General features: G+C 62.2%; 16 protein-coding genes. 3 read left to right on the top strand and 13 right to left on the bottom strand.

Annotation, left to right across the window (positions count from 1 at the left end; translation table 11 throughout):
* Positions 1-72 precede the first annotated feature (72 nt).
* From B7X49_RS12625 to B7X49_RS12615, 3 genes are read right to left on the bottom strand one after another with little or no spacing between them, the layout of a single operon-like run.
* The gene (locus B7X49_RS12625; protein WP_286703645.1) at positions 73-3,123 is read right to left on the bottom strand and encodes an efflux RND transporter permease subunit; all 3,051 of its coding nucleotides are present in this window, start codon (positions 3,121-3,123) and stop codon (positions 73-75) included.
* A gap of 3 nt (positions 3,124-3,126) precedes the next feature.
* The gene (locus tag B7X49_RS12620; protein ID WP_286703646.1) at positions 3,127-4,374 is read right to left on the bottom strand and encodes an efflux RND transporter periplasmic adaptor subunit; all 1,248 of its coding nucleotides are present in this window, start codon (positions 4,372-4,374) and stop codon (positions 3,127-3,129) included.
* On the bottom strand, positions 4,371-5,891 hold the full coding sequence (locus B7X49_RS12615) for an efflux transporter outer membrane subunit (RefSeq protein WP_286703647.1): 1,521 nt from the start codon (positions 5,889-5,891) through the stop codon (positions 4,371-4,373). The genes B7X49_RS12620 and B7X49_RS12615 overlap by 4 nt, the downstream gene beginning before the upstream one ends.
* A gap of 234 nt (positions 5,892-6,125) precedes the next feature.
* Between B7X49_RS12615 and B7X49_RS12610 the strand changes: the two genes are divergently transcribed.
* A complete protein-coding gene (locus B7X49_RS12610) occupies positions 6,126-6,836 on the top strand; it encodes a TetR/AcrR family transcriptional regulator (RefSeq protein ID WP_286703648.1) in 711 nt (236 codons plus the stop codon).
* Here B7X49_RS12610 and B7X49_RS12605 read toward each other — a convergent pair.
* Positions 6,801-7,661: a PaaX family transcriptional regulator C-terminal domain-containing protein gene (locus B7X49_RS12605; RefSeq protein WP_286703649.1), complete on the bottom strand. Its 861-nt coding sequence runs from the start codon at positions 7,659-7,661 to the stop codon at positions 6,801-6,803. The two genes, B7X49_RS12610 and B7X49_RS12605, sit on opposite strands and share 36 nt — an antisense overlap.
* Before the next feature lie 75 nt (positions 7,662-7,736).
* On the opposite strand from B7X49_RS12605, the gene B7X49_RS12600 reads away from it, so the two are divergent.
* Both B7X49_RS12600 and B7X49_RS12595 read left to right on the top strand, forming a co-directional pair.
* Positions 7,737-8,078 (top strand): CidA/LrgA family protein, encoded by a 342-nt coding sequence (locus B7X49_RS12600; protein WP_286703650.1) that lies wholly within the window; start codon positions 7,737-7,739, stop codon positions 8,076-8,078.
* Positions 8,078-8,812: an LrgB family protein gene (locus tag B7X49_RS12595; RefSeq protein WP_286703651.1), complete on the top strand. Its 735-nt coding sequence runs from the start codon at positions 8,078-8,080 to the stop codon at positions 8,810-8,812. The genes B7X49_RS12600 and B7X49_RS12595 overlap by 1 nt, the downstream gene beginning before the upstream one ends.
* Before the next feature lie 23 nt (positions 8,813-8,835).
* Here the strand turns inward: B7X49_RS12595 and B7X49_RS12590 are convergent, their stop codons facing one another.
* From B7X49_RS12590 to B7X49_RS12550, 9 genes are all read right to left on the bottom strand, one after another.
* Complete coding sequence (locus B7X49_RS12590) at positions 8,836-10,035, bottom strand: pyridoxal phosphate-dependent aminotransferase (protein ID WP_286703652.1); 1,200 nt, start codon at positions 10,033-10,035, stop codon at positions 8,836-8,838.
* A 32-nt stretch (positions 10,036-10,067) separates the two neighbouring features.
* The gene (locus B7X49_RS12585; protein WP_408735599.1) at positions 10,068-10,535 is read right to left on the bottom strand and encodes a hypothetical protein; all 468 of its coding nucleotides are present in this window, start codon (positions 10,533-10,535) and stop codon (positions 10,068-10,070) included.
* A gap of 32 nt (positions 10,536-10,567) precedes the next feature.
* Positions 10,568-12,124: a hypothetical protein gene (locus tag B7X49_RS12580; RefSeq protein ID WP_286839635.1), complete on the bottom strand. Its 1,557-nt coding sequence runs from the start codon at positions 12,122-12,124 to the stop codon at positions 10,568-10,570.
* Positions 12,117-12,884: a lipopolysaccharide assembly protein LapB gene (locus tag B7X49_RS12575; protein ID WP_286703654.1), complete on the bottom strand. Its 768-nt coding sequence runs from the start codon at positions 12,882-12,884 to the stop codon at positions 12,117-12,119. Before B7X49_RS12575 ends, B7X49_RS12580 begins: the two co-directional genes overlap by 8 nt.
* A 29-nt stretch (positions 12,885-12,913) precedes the next feature.
* Positions 12,914-13,804 carry a DUF1217 domain-containing protein gene (locus tag B7X49_RS12570; RefSeq protein WP_286703655.1) on the bottom strand — a complete coding sequence of 297 codons (891 nt, stop codon included), beginning with the start codon at positions 13,802-13,804 and terminating at the stop codon, positions 12,914-12,916.
* Between the two features lie 18 nt (positions 13,805-13,822).
* Positions 13,823-14,164 carry a flagellar biosynthesis regulator FlaF gene (locus tag B7X49_RS12565; RefSeq protein ID WP_286703656.1) on the bottom strand — a complete coding sequence of 114 codons (342 nt, stop codon included), beginning with the start codon at positions 14,162-14,164 and terminating at the stop codon, positions 13,823-13,825.
* A gap of 16 nt (positions 14,165-14,180) precedes the next feature.
* Complete coding sequence (locus B7X49_RS12560; RefSeq protein WP_286703657.1) at positions 14,181-14,579, bottom strand: flagellar biosynthesis repressor FlbT; 399 nt, start codon at positions 14,577-14,579, stop codon at positions 14,181-14,183.
* A 70-nt stretch (positions 14,580-14,649) separates the two neighbouring features.
* Complete coding sequence (locus tag B7X49_RS12555) at positions 14,650-15,537, bottom strand: flagellin (RefSeq protein ID WP_286703658.1); 888 nt, start codon at positions 15,535-15,537, stop codon at positions 14,650-14,652.
* Between the two features lie 98 nt (positions 15,538-15,635).
* On the bottom strand, positions 15,636-15,983 hold the full coding sequence (locus tag B7X49_RS12550) for a flagellin (protein WP_286703659.1): 348 nt from the start codon (positions 15,981-15,983) through the stop codon (positions 15,636-15,638).
* Between the last annotated feature and the right edge of the window lie 122 nt (positions 15,984-16,105).

Here is a 16,105-nt window from a genome sequence, read left to right as displayed (position 1 = left end):
CGCAGCAGCACGCGGGAGCCAGGGACCCAAGCCGCTTGGCTCTACTCACGCGCCATCAACGCCCCCTGCGTTTCACTTCGTCTCGGCGGTGCGCTGTTGGCCGATCAGCAGATAGACGGCGGGTAGAACGAAGAGGGTGAATAGTGTACCGATAGCGAGACCAGTGGCGATGACCATGCCCATGTTGTAGCGGGCGGCGGCGCCTGCGCCAGTGGCGATGATCAGGGGGGCGACGCCGAGCACCATGGCGGCTGTGGTCATTAGGATGGGGCGGAGTCTGATGCCGACCGCGTGTTCGATCGCTTCGCGCTTGGTCATGCCCTCGATCTGCCCTTCGTTGGCGACTTCGACGATTAGGATGCCGTGTTTGCTGATCAGGCCCATCAACGTGACCAGACCGACTTCGGTGTAGATGTTCAGGCTGAGGCCGAAGCCGAGGTAGATGAAGATGAGGGCGCCGGCGATCGACATCGGTACCGAAACCAGGATGATCAGCGGGTCGCGGAACGAATTGAACAGGGCGGCGAGGGCCAGGAAGATGACGATGACCGCGACGCCGAACGTGCCGAGGAAACCGCCCTGCTGGAGGACGAACTGGCGCATCGCGCCGCCGTAATCGATGTCGTAGTCGGCGGGGAGGATTTTTTTGCTGACCTGTTGTAGCACACTGACGGCTTCACCGGTGGAGACGCCGGGTGCTGCGACGCCCTGTATGGTGGCGGCGTTGAGCTGCTGGAAGTGGTTGACCGATTCTGGGATGACGGTGGGAACAATCGTGGCGATCGCGCCAAGCGGGATTGGGACGCCGCCGATCGACGTGATCGGGTAGGTCAGGAGTTGCGACACGTTGAGGCGATATTTCTGTGAGACCTGCGGGATCACCTGATACGAACGATCGTCGAGACTGAAATAGTTGACGTAATTGCCGCCCAGCGCCTGAGACAGAGAATCACCAACCTGGTTCATGGTTAAGTCGAGATTCGCTGCCTTGGCGCGGTCGATTTTCACAGTCGCTTGCGGTTGGTCGATTTTCAGATCGCTTTGCAGAAAGATGAATTTGCCGGTCTTGAGTGCGGCGGCCAGCACTTTTTGCGCCACGGTGTTAAGTTGGGCGAAGGATTCGGTAGTTTTCAGCACGAACTGTACCGGCAAGCCTTGCGAACCGGGCAGTGGCGGCGGCTGGAACGCGACGATCTGTTGGCCGGCAACGCCAGCGGCGGCCTGGTTCTGAATTTCGGTCTGGAGTTCCTGCGCCGATTTTTTGCGCTGATCCCACGGTTTCAGCACCATGCCGGCGATCGAGAAGGTGGTGGTCTCGAACTGGAAAGTATGCGCGACCGATTTATGCGCGATCATGAGTTTGTTGAGCTCGTGATCCCAGAGGAGTTTCTGGTCCAGGGTGGCGTTGGGGGCGGAGGTGGACGACAGGATGACGACGCCCTGGTCGTCCTGCGGCGCGAGCTCACTTTTCGAGCCGACCGCCAGAAAATAAATGCTGACCAGAATGATGGCCCCGAACGTCAGGGTGACCGGCACGGTTTTCAGGCTGCCGCGAAGCAGGCGCATATAAAGGCGGTGAACCAGCTCGAACCGGCGATCGATGAAGCGCGACAGCCGGGCTTCGAGACTGTGATCGTCAGGGCCGATGTGACGCAGCAGGCGTGACGACAGCATGGGTGACAAGGTGAGCGCGACGATGGCCGAGATGGTGACGGCGGAAACCAGGGTGAAGGCGAATTCCGTGAACAACGCACCGGTGAGGCCGGACTGAAAGCCGATCGGCACATAGACCGCGGCGAGCACCACCGTCATCGCGACGATCGGGGCGGCGAGTTCGCCGGCGGCGTTGATCGCAGCGGTGAGTTTCGGTTCGCCCATGTCGAGATGGCGGTTGACGTTTTCGACGATGATGATCGCGTCATCGACCACCAGGCCGATCGCGAGCACGAGGGCGAGCAAAGTGAGCAAGTTGATGGTGAAGCCGAGCATCAGCATGGCCGCGAACGTGCCGATCAGCGAGAGCGGGATCGCGATGATCGGGATAATGACCGAGCGCGGCGTGCCGAGGAAGGCGAACACTACCACGACCACGATCAGCAGCGCCTCGATCAGGGCGGCGATCACGTCATGGATCGAGGCGTTGACGAATTCGGCCGAGTTATAGACCACCGCGCCGACCAGCCCAGAGGGCAGCGCCGACTGGATTTGCGGAAATTTTTTGGTGACGGCGTTGACCACGGTGAGCAGGTTGGCGCCGGGTGCCACCTGGATGCCGATATAGACGCCGGGTTTGCCATCGAACGCGACTTCGCCATCGTAGGTGGCGGACCCGAGTTCGACTTTCGCGACATCGCCCAGCCGGACGATGGCACCGCCCGATTGCAGCAGCACGAGGTTGCGGAACGCGGCGGCGCTGTGCAGGCTGGTGGAGGCGGTGAGCGAGGTCTGTGTGTTGGTGCCTTTGGAATTACCGAGAGCGCTGATAAAATCATTGTTGGAGAGTGCGGTATAGACCTGGCTGGCTGTGAGCCCGTAGGCGGCGAGTTTGTTGGGTTCGAGCCAGACGCGCATCGCGAAATTCTGCGCGCCGAGAATCTCGGCTACCTGGACGCCCTGGACCGACTGCAATTCGGGCTGGACCACGCGGGTGAGATAGTCGGTGACCTGGTTGGGACTCAGGACGTCGCTCTTGAAGCCAATATACATGGCATCGAGTTGCTGGCCGATCTGCAGCTTGAGCTGGGGCTGCTGGGTACCGCTGGGCAATTGGTTGAGGACGGACTGGATTTGCGCCTGTATTTCGGTCAGCGCCTTGTCGGCATTGTAGTTCAGCACGAGGTTGACGGTGATGGTGCTGACGCTGGTCTGGCTGGTCGAGGTCATGTAATCGATGCCGTTGACCTGGGCGACGGCGTGCTCGATCGGGGTGGTGACGAAGCCTGCCATGGTGTTGGGGTCGGCACCCGGATAGGTCGTGCTGATCGTGATGGTGGCGTTTTCGGTCTTTGGATATTCGAGGACGGCGAGACCGTCCATCGCTTTCAGACCGATCACGAGAATTGCGGCGCTGACCACGAACGCAAGCACGGGCCGCTTGATGAATAGGGCTGTGAAATTTTTCATGGATCAGTGATTCGGCACGACGGGGTTGGGCGAATTGGACGGCAGGATTTTGTTGTTGATCAGCAGCGGGGTGCCATTGCGCAGCTTCATCTGGCCGGCCACGATCACCTGTTGGCCGGCGGTAACACCTTTGACGACTGAAACCTGATCGCCGCGCGCGCTGCCGAGGGTGACGAACACCTGGCGGGCCTGCAGGGATGGATGCTTGGCTGTCTTGTCCGTGCCGGCAGCGGCCCCAGCGGGGGAATTGGGCGTGTTTTTGTCCTTCACCGCCAGAAACACAGTATCGCCATAGGGATTATAGGCGATTGCGGTCTGCGGCAGGGTAACCAGATTGGCTGGGGCGCCGACATCGATCGCGACGCGGGCGAACATGCCTGGGCGCAGCTCGTTGTGCGGGTTGTTCAGGCTGGCGCGAACCTGGATCATGCGGGTGGTGGTACTGACTGAGGAATCCAGCGCCTCGATCGTGCCGGTGAACGGCGTGGCTTCGAAGGCGTTGACCGTGATCTGAATTTTCATGCCCGGATGGATGGTACGCAACGCGGCCTGGGGTAGGTAGAAATCGATGTCGATCGGGTTCAGTGTCTCGAGCGAGGCGATGGTGGTGCCGGCGGCGAGATACTGGCCGAGATCGACCTGGCGGATGCCGATGCGGCCGGAGAACGGGGCGTAGATTTTTTTCTCGGCCATCAGCGCCTGCTGGCTTTTGACCTGGGCTTCGGCGCTGGCGAGATTGCCGCGATCGGTATCGACGGTCTGCATGCTGACCGCCTGGGCGTGGTACTGCGCAAGGTCACGCTGGTAGGTGACGCGGTCGAGCGTGGCGGTTGCCTGCAACTGGGCGAGCAAGGCCTCGTCGTTGTTGGGCCGCAGCGTGACCAGGAGCTGGCCCTTCCTGACATCGTCGCCGGAGTGAAAATCGATACTTTGCACGATGCCGGCGGTCTGTGCCGAGAGTGCCGCACCCTGGCGGGCGATGAGGGTGCCGGTAGCGGTTTCGCGTGGCTGGAACGGTGTTTTTTCCGCGATGACGGTCGCGACCGTCTGCGGCGGGTTTTTCAGCTTGGCGAGGAACTTGCCGATCATGATGTTGCGGAAGGCGCCGAACCCGAAGATCAGGAACAGGACGACCCCGACCAGCAGGAGCATGATGACCATGCGCAGGATCGGGCGCGGCGGTTTCGCAGCGCGTTTGGGGGTGGCACCGACCGGGCCGGCGGGTGTCGGTTCGACTGCTTGCGCCGTCATGGCAGGACTCCACAGCAAGTTTGTACGTCTTTCGCAATATCCTGGCGGTGCCACCAGCCGCCGCCGAGCGCCTGGAACAGGGCGGCGGTGTCGGCATAGCGCTGCGCGCTGGCCTTGATGCGGGCGATGACGGCGGTTTGATAGGTCTGTTCCGCGGTGAGCACCGAGGTGTAGGTCGCGCCGCCGAGCCGGTACTGATGTTCCGTCACGACTAGGCTGCGCTGGGCGGATTGCTCATAAATCGCGTCGGCGGCGAGGGTCGAGGCATCGTAATGCAGGGCGAGCAGCGTGTCCGACACGTTCTGAAAGGCGAGCACGACGGTGTTCTGATAGGTGGCGGCGGCTTCGCGCATGGTCGCGATCGCGGCGCGGCGCTTGAACAACAGCGTGCCGCCCTGAAACAGCGGCTGCGTGATGTCGGATGCGAGACTCCACAGCAGAGTTTGCGGCGTGAACAGCGAGGCAGCCGAGAGGGCTTCGTGGCCGACGCTGCCGGTCAGCGTGATCTGCGGCAGCATGTTCGCCGTGGCGACGCCGACCAGTGCGGTATCCTCGTGGAGCACGGCGCCCGCCTCGCGGATATCCGGTCGCTGGCGCACCAGCGCGGACGGTAGGCTCACCGGCAGGTCGTGCGGCAGCGTGAGATCGGCGAGGTTGAAATTATCCAGATGGAACTGGTTGGGTAGCACGCCTTCGTAGGCGGCAAGTTGGTTACGTTCCTGGGCGAGCTGGCTCTGCAACGGCGGCAAGGTGGCGCGGGTCTGGGCGAGCTGGCTTTCCTGCGTCAGCTCGTTGGCGGCGGGGATGCCGCCGAGCGCGACTTGGCTGTGCAAAATGCGGAGTTCGTGCTCCTCCGCCGCGATGATCTGGTTGGTTGCCTTGATTTGTTCGACCAGTGAGGCATCGGTGACTGCGGCGGTGACGATGTTGGCGGTGAGCGAGAGGTAGGTGGCTTCGAGGGCGAACTGCTGATCCTCGGCCTGGGCGCGGAGATCTTCGACCTGACGGCGGACGCCGCCGAAAATATCCGGCGAGTAGGAGACCGAGACTGAGGCGTTCAGCAGCGAGAACGGCGCGCTGCCGGTGCCGCTGGCCGCGGTGCCGTTGGCGGCAGTTGAGCTGCGTTCCCGCGTGTCTTGGAAGCTGCCGCTCAGCGAGGGGAAGAACGAACCTTGCTGGGCGCGGGTGGTATCGCGCGCCGCCAGCAAGGCGTTCTGCGCAGCGAGCAAGCTGGGGTTATTGGCGAGAGCCGCGGCAATCAAACGGTCCAGCGGGCGGGAGTGGAACAAGCTCCACCAGTCACCCTCGATCGCCCGACCCGTGACCAGGCGTTGCGCCGCGCCGCCTTCGGCCCGCGCAGTCGTCATGGTGGCGGGGAGCGTATGTTCGGTGTAGCTCGTGACGCGCGGTGCCGCAGGCCGATGGTAATTCGGCCCGACGGCACAGCCGCCCAAAACCGAAGTGCAGAGCAGCGCCGGGCCGAACAGGCCAGAACGGCGGCGGGAGCTTGATCGCACCCAGGGGCGCAATGGTGAAGAATGATCTGTCATGCCGGGTGATGATCGTGACGCAACAGATCGTTCGTGGCCCGAATTCGTGGTGCCAGCATCTGCGCGGCGAAGCCTCCTGAAGTTCGAATTGGAAACTACCGAGTTTTCACCGCTCTCGTCAAGCTGATCGAAACACGTGGCGCAAGCGCTTGAAATCGGGGTGGGTCTCTGCAATGTTTTGCATAGTCCGGGAAAGAATTGATGGATACCAACACAGCCGTTTCACGCACACCACGCCCGGGTTCGGGCGATGAGTCGCAGGCCTCATCGGCACGGAGCATCGCCAACACGGTGGCGCGGCGCCGTACGGCCTTGATCGCGGCGGCGGAGCGGGTGTTTGCCAAACGCGGCTACCATGAAGCGACCATGGATGATGTGGCCGCGGCGGCCGGGATTTCGAAACGGACACTGTATCAACTGGTACAGTCGAAAGAGGAATTGTTCACCGCCTTGCTCGCCCAGCACCGCAAGCCGTTTGATTTTTCGGTTGAGACTGCGGGACGCTCGGTCGAGGATGTACTGCACGAGATGCTTTCGGTCTGGGCCCGTCATGTGCTCAGCCCATCGGTGGTTGCGCTGCTGCGCCTGATCATGGCGGAGTATATTCATGGCACGACGCTCTCGCGCCTGCTCGACCGCGAAAGTGCGAAACCCTGCCGCGATGCGTTGCAGTTCTATTTCAAATCCTGCTGCGCCGCCGGCACGCTGATGATCGCGGACCCCGAGGAAGCGGCGCAGATGCTCTATGGCATGGTGATCGGCAATATCCACATCGAGATGCTGCTCGGCATCGGCAAGGCACCCAGCCGGGCAGTGCTGGATGCGCGAATTGCCCGGGCGGTTGCGCTGTTTCTGGCTGGGGCTCGGCCGCGCGGTTCAGCGCAGGTCGGCGAAGCGGTGGCCGAGGGATGAATCGGCGGGCGGCAAACTGCCGTACTGGATGAGCGCGTTGGTATCGAGCCATTGTTCGGATGCCGGGCGCAAGCCAGCGTAGATCGCGGCGCACAGGCGCCGTGCGTCGGCGCCGATCCAGGACGAGGGCAGAAACGCCACCGGCAGGCGGGGATCGCGCAGCATGATCCTGCGATAATCATGGATGATCAGGGTGCGCGCCAGCATCGCATCGCGGGGGGTGAAGCCGGCGGCGATTTCGGTGATGGGGCGGAAGGATTCGATGAAATCCGCATAGAGTGCTGCAAGCCCTTCGAGCCGCCATGCCTTGGTCGCGAGGCGCATGATGGTATCATCGGTCGCGGTGGCGGTGACGGCGAGGACGTTGGCCGCGACCGAGGGCGGCAGCGGGCGTTCCGGTGCGATCATGACGCCTTGCCATGCAACGAAGCCGAGCCGGGTCAGGCGATTGCGCAGCGCCTCGCGCGCTTCACCGGCCTCGAGCAGGATCAGGCTGAGCTGTTCGACCTGCGGGCGGCGGCTGGGGCCGAAGATGTGTCGCGCGGCGCGGACGAATTCGCCGCGCCGGACCCGGCCGATTTCATAGAAGCTCGCACGGCTTTGCCGGCTGGCGACCAACCAGCCATCGGCCGCGAGGCGTGATACGGCGGTGCGGACGACGCCCGAACCGATATCGAGGCCGGCGCACAGGTCGAGAATGGTCGACAGGGCGACGGCGCCGCCGCGCGGCATGATCGCATCGCCCATCAGCGTCATGATCAGCGACCCGGTATGTGATGGTTGCTCTTGCAATCGGAGCACCAGGGCGGCGAGATGGGGATTCATGTTTCGATAACACCTCAATCCGCTGCCTTTGGCCAGTCTGGTCGGCGGCGGATTCATGCCTGACACGGAGAGATCATGGTCGGAGCGATCACGCTACTGCTGGTGTGCCAATTGCTTGGCACCATCATTGCCCACGCCGCCGGCTGGCCGATCCCCGGGCCGGTGCTGGGGCTGGTGTTTCTGCTGGCACTGCTGGTTTGGCGCGGCGGGCCATCGCCCGCGCTGCAAGAGACATCGGGCGGGCTGTTGCGCCAGCTTGGGTTGCTGTTCGTGCCGGCGGGGGTCGGGATCGTGAACGAATTGCATGTGATCAGGGTCGATGCGCTGGCGATTGCAGTGGCGGTGCCGGTTTCGACGCTGCTGGCACTCGGCGTGACGGGAACGCTGATGCAGATTTTCGCGCGCGGAGAACGCTGATGCAGGGTCTGGCGGGCGGCGATTTGTATCACGTGTGGGTCTATCTGCAGAGCGGGCCGCAGCTTGGTCTGGTCGCGACCTTGCTGGTCTGGCAAGCGGCGGCCTGGCTGGATCGGCGGACCGGCCATGCCGCCTGGTCCAACCCGATCATGATCTCGATCGCCGTGCTGGCGGTTCTGCTGCTGGCGACCGGCACGTCGTACCGGGCATATTTCCGGGGTGGGCAGTATGTGCAGTTTCTGCTCGGGCCGGCGACGGTGGCGCTGGCGGTGCCGATGTATGCCAATTTTGCAACGATGCGCCGGAATCTGGTGCCGATTCTGGTGGCGGTAACAGCCGGATCGATCACCGCTTCGGTGTCTGCCATGCTGCTCGCGCATGGGTTAGGGGCGCCGCGCGATGTGGTGATTTCGATGGCGCCGAAATCGGTCACGACGCCGATCGCGATGGGGATTTCGCAGGATCTGGGAGGGATTCCCTCGTTGACCGCGATTTTCGTATTGCTGACCGGCGTGTTCGGCGGGCTGGTGTGCATTCCGGTGTTTCGCCTGCTCCGGATCGTGGACCGCCGGGCGCAGGGATTGGCCGGGGGCACCGGCGCGCACGGGTTGGCGACGGCGCGCCTGTTGCTGGTGAGCGAAACCGCCGGGGCGTTCGGTGGCCTCGCGATCGGGTTGAACGGGCTGATCACCGCGATCCTCGTGCCATTTCTGGTGCGATGGCTCGGGTTTTGAACGGCGCCCTCGGAACGAGCCGATCAGCGCAAGGCGCCGCAGAAGTGCACGATGCGGGCGCAGGCTTCGGCCAGCACGGCATCACCGGTTGCAGTGGAGAGGCGGATATGCCCGGCCATCGCGAACGCCGAGCCCGGCACCGTCGCGACCAGCGCCTCATCGAGCAGGGCGTTGGCCACGTCATCGTCGTTCATCAGCCGCTGCCCGGCCAGCGTACTACGGCCAAGCAGGCCGGTGACGGCGGGAAAAGCGTAAAACGCGCCTTCGGGCTTCGCGCAGATCAGCCCTGGGGCATCGGCCAGCGCGGCCGTGACCAGATCGCGGCGACGGCGGTAGATGGCACGGCGCTCGGCCAACAGGTCCAGCGGTCCATCGAGCGCGGCGACCGCGGCGGCCTGGCTGATGGTGGAAACGCCGGCGGTGGCGGTGCCCTGCACCAGACTCATCGCGGCGAGCCAGTCGGCCGGGCCGGTGCAGAAACCGAGTCGCCACCCCGTCATCGCATAGGATTTCGAGACACCGCTCATGGTGACGATGCGATCGGCCAAGTCCGGTGCGACGGCGGCGAGCGTATGGTAAGCGCCCTCAAAAATCAGATGTTCATAAATATCGTCCGAGATCACCAAGACCTGCGGATGCCGGCGCAGCACCGCGGCAACCGATTCGAGCAGGGCGGCATCGGCGACGGCGCCGGACGGATTGTTGGGATAATTCAACAGCAGCAGACGGGTTCGATCGGTCATGGCCGCTTCGAGTGCTGCCGGGTCGAGGCGGAAGCCGCTGGCGGCCGGACCCTCGAGAAACACCGGTACACCGCCGGCGAATTCGACGACCTGGATGTACCCGGCCCAACACGGGGCGGGGATGATCACCGCGTCGCCGGGCTCGATCACCGCCATGACTGCGTTGAAGATCGCCTGCTTACCGCCGTTGGTGATCAGCACGTCCTTAGCAGTGATCGGCAGATGCTGTTCGCGGACAAATTTGCGCGCAACTGCGGCACGGCAGGCCTCGGTTCCGGCGATGGGCGGATATTTTGTCTCGCCAGCCTGTGCAGCGCGATGGGCCGCTTCGATGACATGCGCGGGCGTGGGCAGATCAGGCTCGCCGATCGACAGGGATATAACGTCCTTGCCAGCGGCGCGCAGGGCGCGGGCGCGGGCGGCCATGGCGAAGGTGGCAGCTGGTCTGGTGCGTTGGATGCGGGCGGTGAAGCGTGTCATGCAATCCGCAGGACCACAGACACGCCCTCAGATCAAGCGGCGGCCGAGAGCGCGACCGCGCAATACTCATGCCAGGCGAACCGCAACCCGTCGTCGAGGTTTTTGCCGAAGCGCGGCGCATCGCATAGCGGGCTTTGCAGCACCTGCGCCCGCAACCGCGCCCGCAGCGCAGCGAGACCCGGCAGATCGCGGGCCATCGCCAGGGCACGTTCGATATACTCATCGGGCGTGGTCGCCACGCAGCCCTCGACCCCGACGTTCGACAAATGACTAACCGAATGGCGGGCGGCAAAAAAATCACCCGCCAGCGTGATCACCGGCACACCCATGTACAGCGCCTCGCACGTGGTCAGGCCGCCGGAATAGGGATAGGGATCGAGGGCGATATCGATGTCGCGATAGGACGCTATGAAAAGCTGATGCGATGCCTTTCCCTGAAGGGTCAACCGCGATGACGGTAGTCCGAGAGCTTCGGCCCGCCCGATGAACCGATCCAACACTCTGGGTTCGGAGAATTGCGGACAGCGCAAAATCAATCGCGCGTCCCATCCGGCATCCGGAGCAGTTTTTCGGTATATAAGCGATCGTATCCTTCGGGCGTTTCCCATCGATCGCTGATCAGCCAGTCCATCGTTGGTACGCCGGAGGTCGAGGCCTGCGTCCCGACCCATTTGATCTGCACCGGCGCGGGCCGGTACGCCATGATTGGCGTCCGCCCGCCATCGCCGATGCCGCTCAGGTCGATCAGAATATCGATATCCTGGGTGGCGATGAAGGCCGCCGCTTCGCGATCGGTCATCGCGTCGATGTCATGCCATGCCGCAACATGCCGCGCGAAATCCGGCGCGAAAACATCGCTCGATTCATAGTGACCAAAACAATGCAGCGAGAACCTCGTCTGGTCGAGGGCCTTGAGGCCGGCGAACGTCAACCACGCGACCGGATGGAGACGCAACGTGTTGGACAACAGGCCGATCCGCAAGGGTCGATCGCGATCGGCCGCGGATAGCGGACGCAGCCGCATCAACGGTGAGTCGTCGCGCGGCAGGACGTTGCCAAGGGCTGCCATGGCGTCGCGCAGGGACGCGGCGTTGGCATCGCTGCGATACGGCAGCAACGCACACTCCGATTGCAGCGCCAGGCGCAAATCGCTGGTCGCGGCTTTCGCCGCATCGATGTCTCGGCGCGATCCTTCGAAATCGCCGAGCGCGGCCCGTAACGTACCCCTGTTGAACAGCATCTGTGGTGGCAAAGCGTCATCGCCTCCGATCTGATTCATCAGGGCTTCGGCCTCGCCAAATCGATACAGGCGTGCCATCGCCACTGCCAGATCGTTCATCGTGACCGCGTCGCCAGGCAGCAGCCGAGTCGCTTCGCGCAGCAAAGGTTCCGCCATTTCAGGGCGCATCGTGCCGAGATAAACGGCAGCCAGATCTTTCAGGACGAGGACTTCGTCAGGAAGCAGTATGGCCGCAGCCTCCAGCAAGTCAGCGGCCTCGTCGAATGCGCCGCGCGAACTTGCCTCCCGCCCGTCCATCGCGAGCCGTACCCCATCCGACCAGTCGGGTGGTGCGGCCACCTCGTCCAAGCCGTATCGTCGCATCACATCCATCAAATCGACCGCATAGAGCAGGCAGTTCGGTGCCAGCCGCCCCGCGGTCGCAAGCGCGTCCGCTGCCGCGACGCCTTGATCGAGCACGGTCAGAGCGTATCCCAGCGCGTGCCAGACCTGATGTTGATCAGGCGCCACATCGGCGGCGCGCTGCAACAATACGACGGCATTCTGAGGGTTCTGGGCGAGCGTGAGAACCCCGCGCGCCAAAAGGCTCTCGAACCGATTGGGATTGCGCAGAAGCCCCGCATCGTATGCCGCGATCGCCTCAGCGCGCCGCCCTTCGCCGCGCCAACTTTGGCCGATCCGCAACCAAGGCTCATCCCAGTCCGGAGCCATATCGGCCACCTGATGCATCAGGGTGCGGGCTTGATTGCGTTCGCCCTGATCTTCAAGCACGATCGCACGGCTGAGCAGGGTAATCGGCGTTTCGATCGCGGCGGCTATCGCCAGGTCGGAGCGGCCAGCGTCAAGCATGACGTGGCAGATGCGCAGTCGATTTACTGAAGAGTTCCGTGGCTTCGGTCCATCGGCCGGATTTGACCGCTGATTGGACTGCCAGAATCCCGGTATCGGCATCGGCCTCTCCGCGAACTGTCATAGTCCTGATCTCGATGTCGGCGGCATCGGTGTCGCTTGTTTCGAGCAAGGCGGTAATCAATGCGTTTCGTATCCCGACGTTATCACTCCCGGATGCGATAGCCGCACGGATCATCGCCACCGCATCGGCGGGTGCCGCACGGGCCAGCGCAGTCAGGCTCGGCATATCGGTGGGCAAATCCGCCAAGGCGTCGCGCAGGCAGATTGCGGCTTGCTCGGTCTGACCGAGTTCCAGCAGCGCCTGGCCGAGGACTGACTTGGCCGATGCATTGGCGGGATCCGCGATCACTGAATCCGCCGCCGCCAGCGCGGCACCCACCATGTCCCGGTTCTGGAAATTCAGCCGTGCGCGCAACAGCAGCAAAGGGGCGCTATTTGGTGAATCGGCGAGACTTTGGTCGATAGCGGCCTTCGCATCGGCAATATTACCGCGTGCAACCGCAATTTCGACTTTGATAAGCACCAAATCGGCATGGTCAGGACATAGTTTCTGCAATGTAGGCAACAGCAATGCCGCCGCATTGATTTGACCGCGGCTAACCAAGCTGCGGACGCGCAGCACGAGGCTTGCCGAGAAATCTGGAGGCGTTGTCTGCTTCATCGCCGGTTGGTCGAGCGTTTCGGATAATGCGGGCATGTTTTATGTCCTATCAATGAGTGTTGAGGTTAAGCGATCAGGCCTTGGGCCTTGACGGCCAATGCTGCGAGATTGTTCGAAGAACTCGCCGAGGATTGGGCGGCCGATTGCTCGACGGCGAGATAACGATCCGCAAAAGTCTGGACGAACTGGGGTTTCTGAAAATCCGAGATGTTCAATCCGTTGGTGATTGCCTGCTCTTGGGCGCTCAACGGCTGATAAGCGATTTGCTGGGGGATGCCCAAAGCGGTGGTCACCACCGATCGCATCACGGAATCACCAAGGATCTGCACGGCCGAGGTGAAGTTCTTCGCGTTCTGAATGAGATACAGCGCGTTTGACAATCCTGGTGTCTGAGCATCCAGCGATTGCCGCCACAGGACCTCGGCATAGCCATTGGTGATCGTGCTGATGGCGCTGGGCTGTTGGATAACTGCAAGACCCTTAGTCGCGAATTGGTAGGTCTTGGCCGTGGACAGCCATTGCGAGTTGGTACTCGATAATTGATTGGCCAGTGAGTTCGGGTCCGATGGGTTGGACATCAGCGCCTTCTGCGCCAATGCTGGAAAGCCCGCTTCGGACCCCAGTCCGTTGGCGGTGAGCAACACGTTCAGAACCGTCGGATTAGATAGGAGTTGTTTGACCGAGGTTGCGCTCTTGACGGCCTTGGTGAAGGCGGCAATTTGGCGTTGAACCGCCGGTTGCAATGACTCAGCCTTGATATCCTGGGTCTGATTGCGCTGCGCGATCTGCAGGGCCACGATCGGGTTTTCGGAACTCGCACCGGATGTTGCGGCACTGATATTGCCTTGCGCGATGCTAACCAGCGAAGAGGCGCTGGTCGCGTTGCTGCCCGACCCACCGAGCGCTGAGAACAGCGTCGAAAGATTGGTCGATAATCCAGTGAGACTAACCGACATGGCAGCAACCTCCTTGTATCAGGTACGGCCGCTCAGGCCGTCGGCAAAATTATCACCGATCGTCGCGATCGTTGTGAGATTGGGCTGGTCCTGCTCAGCCATGCGGATGACCGCATTGGCGACCGATACGATCTGGGCACGTAACGGCGCCGGCAGGGGATTCAACGGGTCAAGATTCGCGGCCATGACAGTGCGCCACAATGTTACAGTGCCGGCCAGCGCGCGGGTGCGGCTGAGATCGTCCGACGCGCTGCGCAGCAGGGCGCTGAAATGGCGAAAGACGTCCGCATCCTGATCACGCGGGCTGCGGAGTGCGGAGGCGGTACCATAGGCTTTCACCATGCGGGTTGATGAGGACATGTTCGATCCTTTTTGATCATTGATGGGTCTGCAGTACGGCGGCCTCGTGGCGCATGATGCGCCGTGCGAGTTTCAGTGCCTCGTAACAATCATCGGCGCGGGCGAAGGCCAGGGCCTTGTCGAGTATCTCGCGCGCCAGTGCCGAGGTCGTCACTGCCTTGAACTCCTCGATCAGTTCCTGAGCATGCACGAGTGCGGCGCTGCGTTCGTCCTCGGTGCCGATATAGGCGGTCTGCAGCGAGAAATAGATCCGCTTAGCCGGCGAATCGACTTCATCGGGCCGCAGGATTTGCTTGCCGAACATGAACCGCGCCTTGGCGGTCAATTCGATGCGCGACTTCGTGCGGAATCTGATCGGGGCGCCGTTCAACACCATGATGTCGCCCTGACGAAGCTCGAGTACCAGCACAGACATTCTGTCTACCTCAGCTGAGCGGGGAAACGATCTCCGGCCTGCCTCTGCGGGCCGGAGATCTCGCGGTGGGTTAGATCAGCTTCGTCAGCAGTGAGGGCGACTGATTGGCGATCGATAGCGCGGTGGTGGCAAGCTGCTGCTGAATCTGCAGCGACTGTAACCGTGCGGATTCCGACGCCATGTTGGCATCGACCAAGGCACCGAGCCCGTTGCTGAGCGCATCCATCTTGTTTTGGTTGTAGGTCACCTGGTTGTTGATCTGGTTGGTCAGGTTACCATAGGTATTCATGTAGCCACCCATGGAGCTAACAGCAGAGGTCATCGAGCCTGTTGCCGTCAAAAAGGCCTGGACGGTGACGGCGTTGGTAGAGGCGGTGCTCAGGGCCGCGCCGATCGTGCTCAGGGACTTGTATACGCTGTAGACACTCTGCGATGTGATCGTCAGGGTACTGCCGTTCGCATCTGTCGCGACTGTGAGACTCGACGTGCTGAACTTCGCAATTGAATTCTTCAGGGTCCCCGTGGCGCTGCCGATGAGGGATATGCCATTGTAGTTGGCGCCGGTGACGAAAGAGGCGATATTCTTCAGCTGGGACGTGAATTCCGATGCGTATTGCGATCTCTGGCTGGACGACAGTGTCCCGCTCGAAAGGTTGACGAGCGTCTGATCCATGCTCGCCATCAGGTTGGAGATGTTGGTCAGCGCTGTGCTGGTGGTCTGCACGAGGCCCGACACGTCGCCGAGTTGCTGATTGGCCGCGGTCAGGCCGGACATGGTGGTACGGACCGACTGGGCGACGGCATAAGCCGCACCGTTGTCGGACGCGCTGTTGACCGAATAGCCGGTCGAGACGGCCGTTTGCACCGACGACAGCGATGAGTTGATCGAGTTGAGGGTTTCGACGCCGACCATGGCGGCCGAATTGGTAATGATGGACGAGGCGACAACGCCGGACATAGTATTTTCCTTAGGTTCGATTTATCAGATGATCTGCATTTTGCAGAGCTGACGCATATTGCGCCAAGGTTGTTAACGTCCGATGAATCAAATATCACTCAAATATATTGAGTGAGCGACATTGTTTTCATCGCGGCGATTAGTTGGTACGAGGCCTGCAACTGGGTCTGCGTGGACGACAGATTGGCCAGTGTACTGGTCATGTTGACTTGGTCGTAACCCGCGAGCTGGGTGGTCAGCGCCGTCGCTGTCTGTTGCAGGGTGGTCGCCTGGGTCGAGATCAGGGCTTGATTGTTGCCGAGCGCACCGGCATCGGACGCCATCGTGTTGATGGCACCGGACAAGGTCTGGACCATGCTCGCCGCGAAGCCAGCGAAATTCGCACTGCCGGTCTGCGCAGTCGTAACGCTGCCGATCGCGGCCAGACTCGTCATGATGTCGTTCATGTAGGAGCCGGTGGTGGTCGAGCTAGCCCATCTTATTCATTCGGCGGTGTGATGGTTGCGCTTTTGGATTTTGGTCGCGCGTATTCGTTGCGATTTGTGATCGCTTTTTTAGTTTGAGATAT

The organism is Acidiphilium sp. 34-64-41 (genome assembly GCF_002282635.1).
GTDB classification, from domain to species: domain Bacteria; phylum Pseudomonadota; class Alphaproteobacteria; order Acetobacterales; family Acetobacteraceae; genus Acidiphilium; species Acidiphilium rubrum.
Note: the sequence above shows the minus strand (reverse complement) of the source record. Positions and strands in the feature narration are given on the sequence as shown.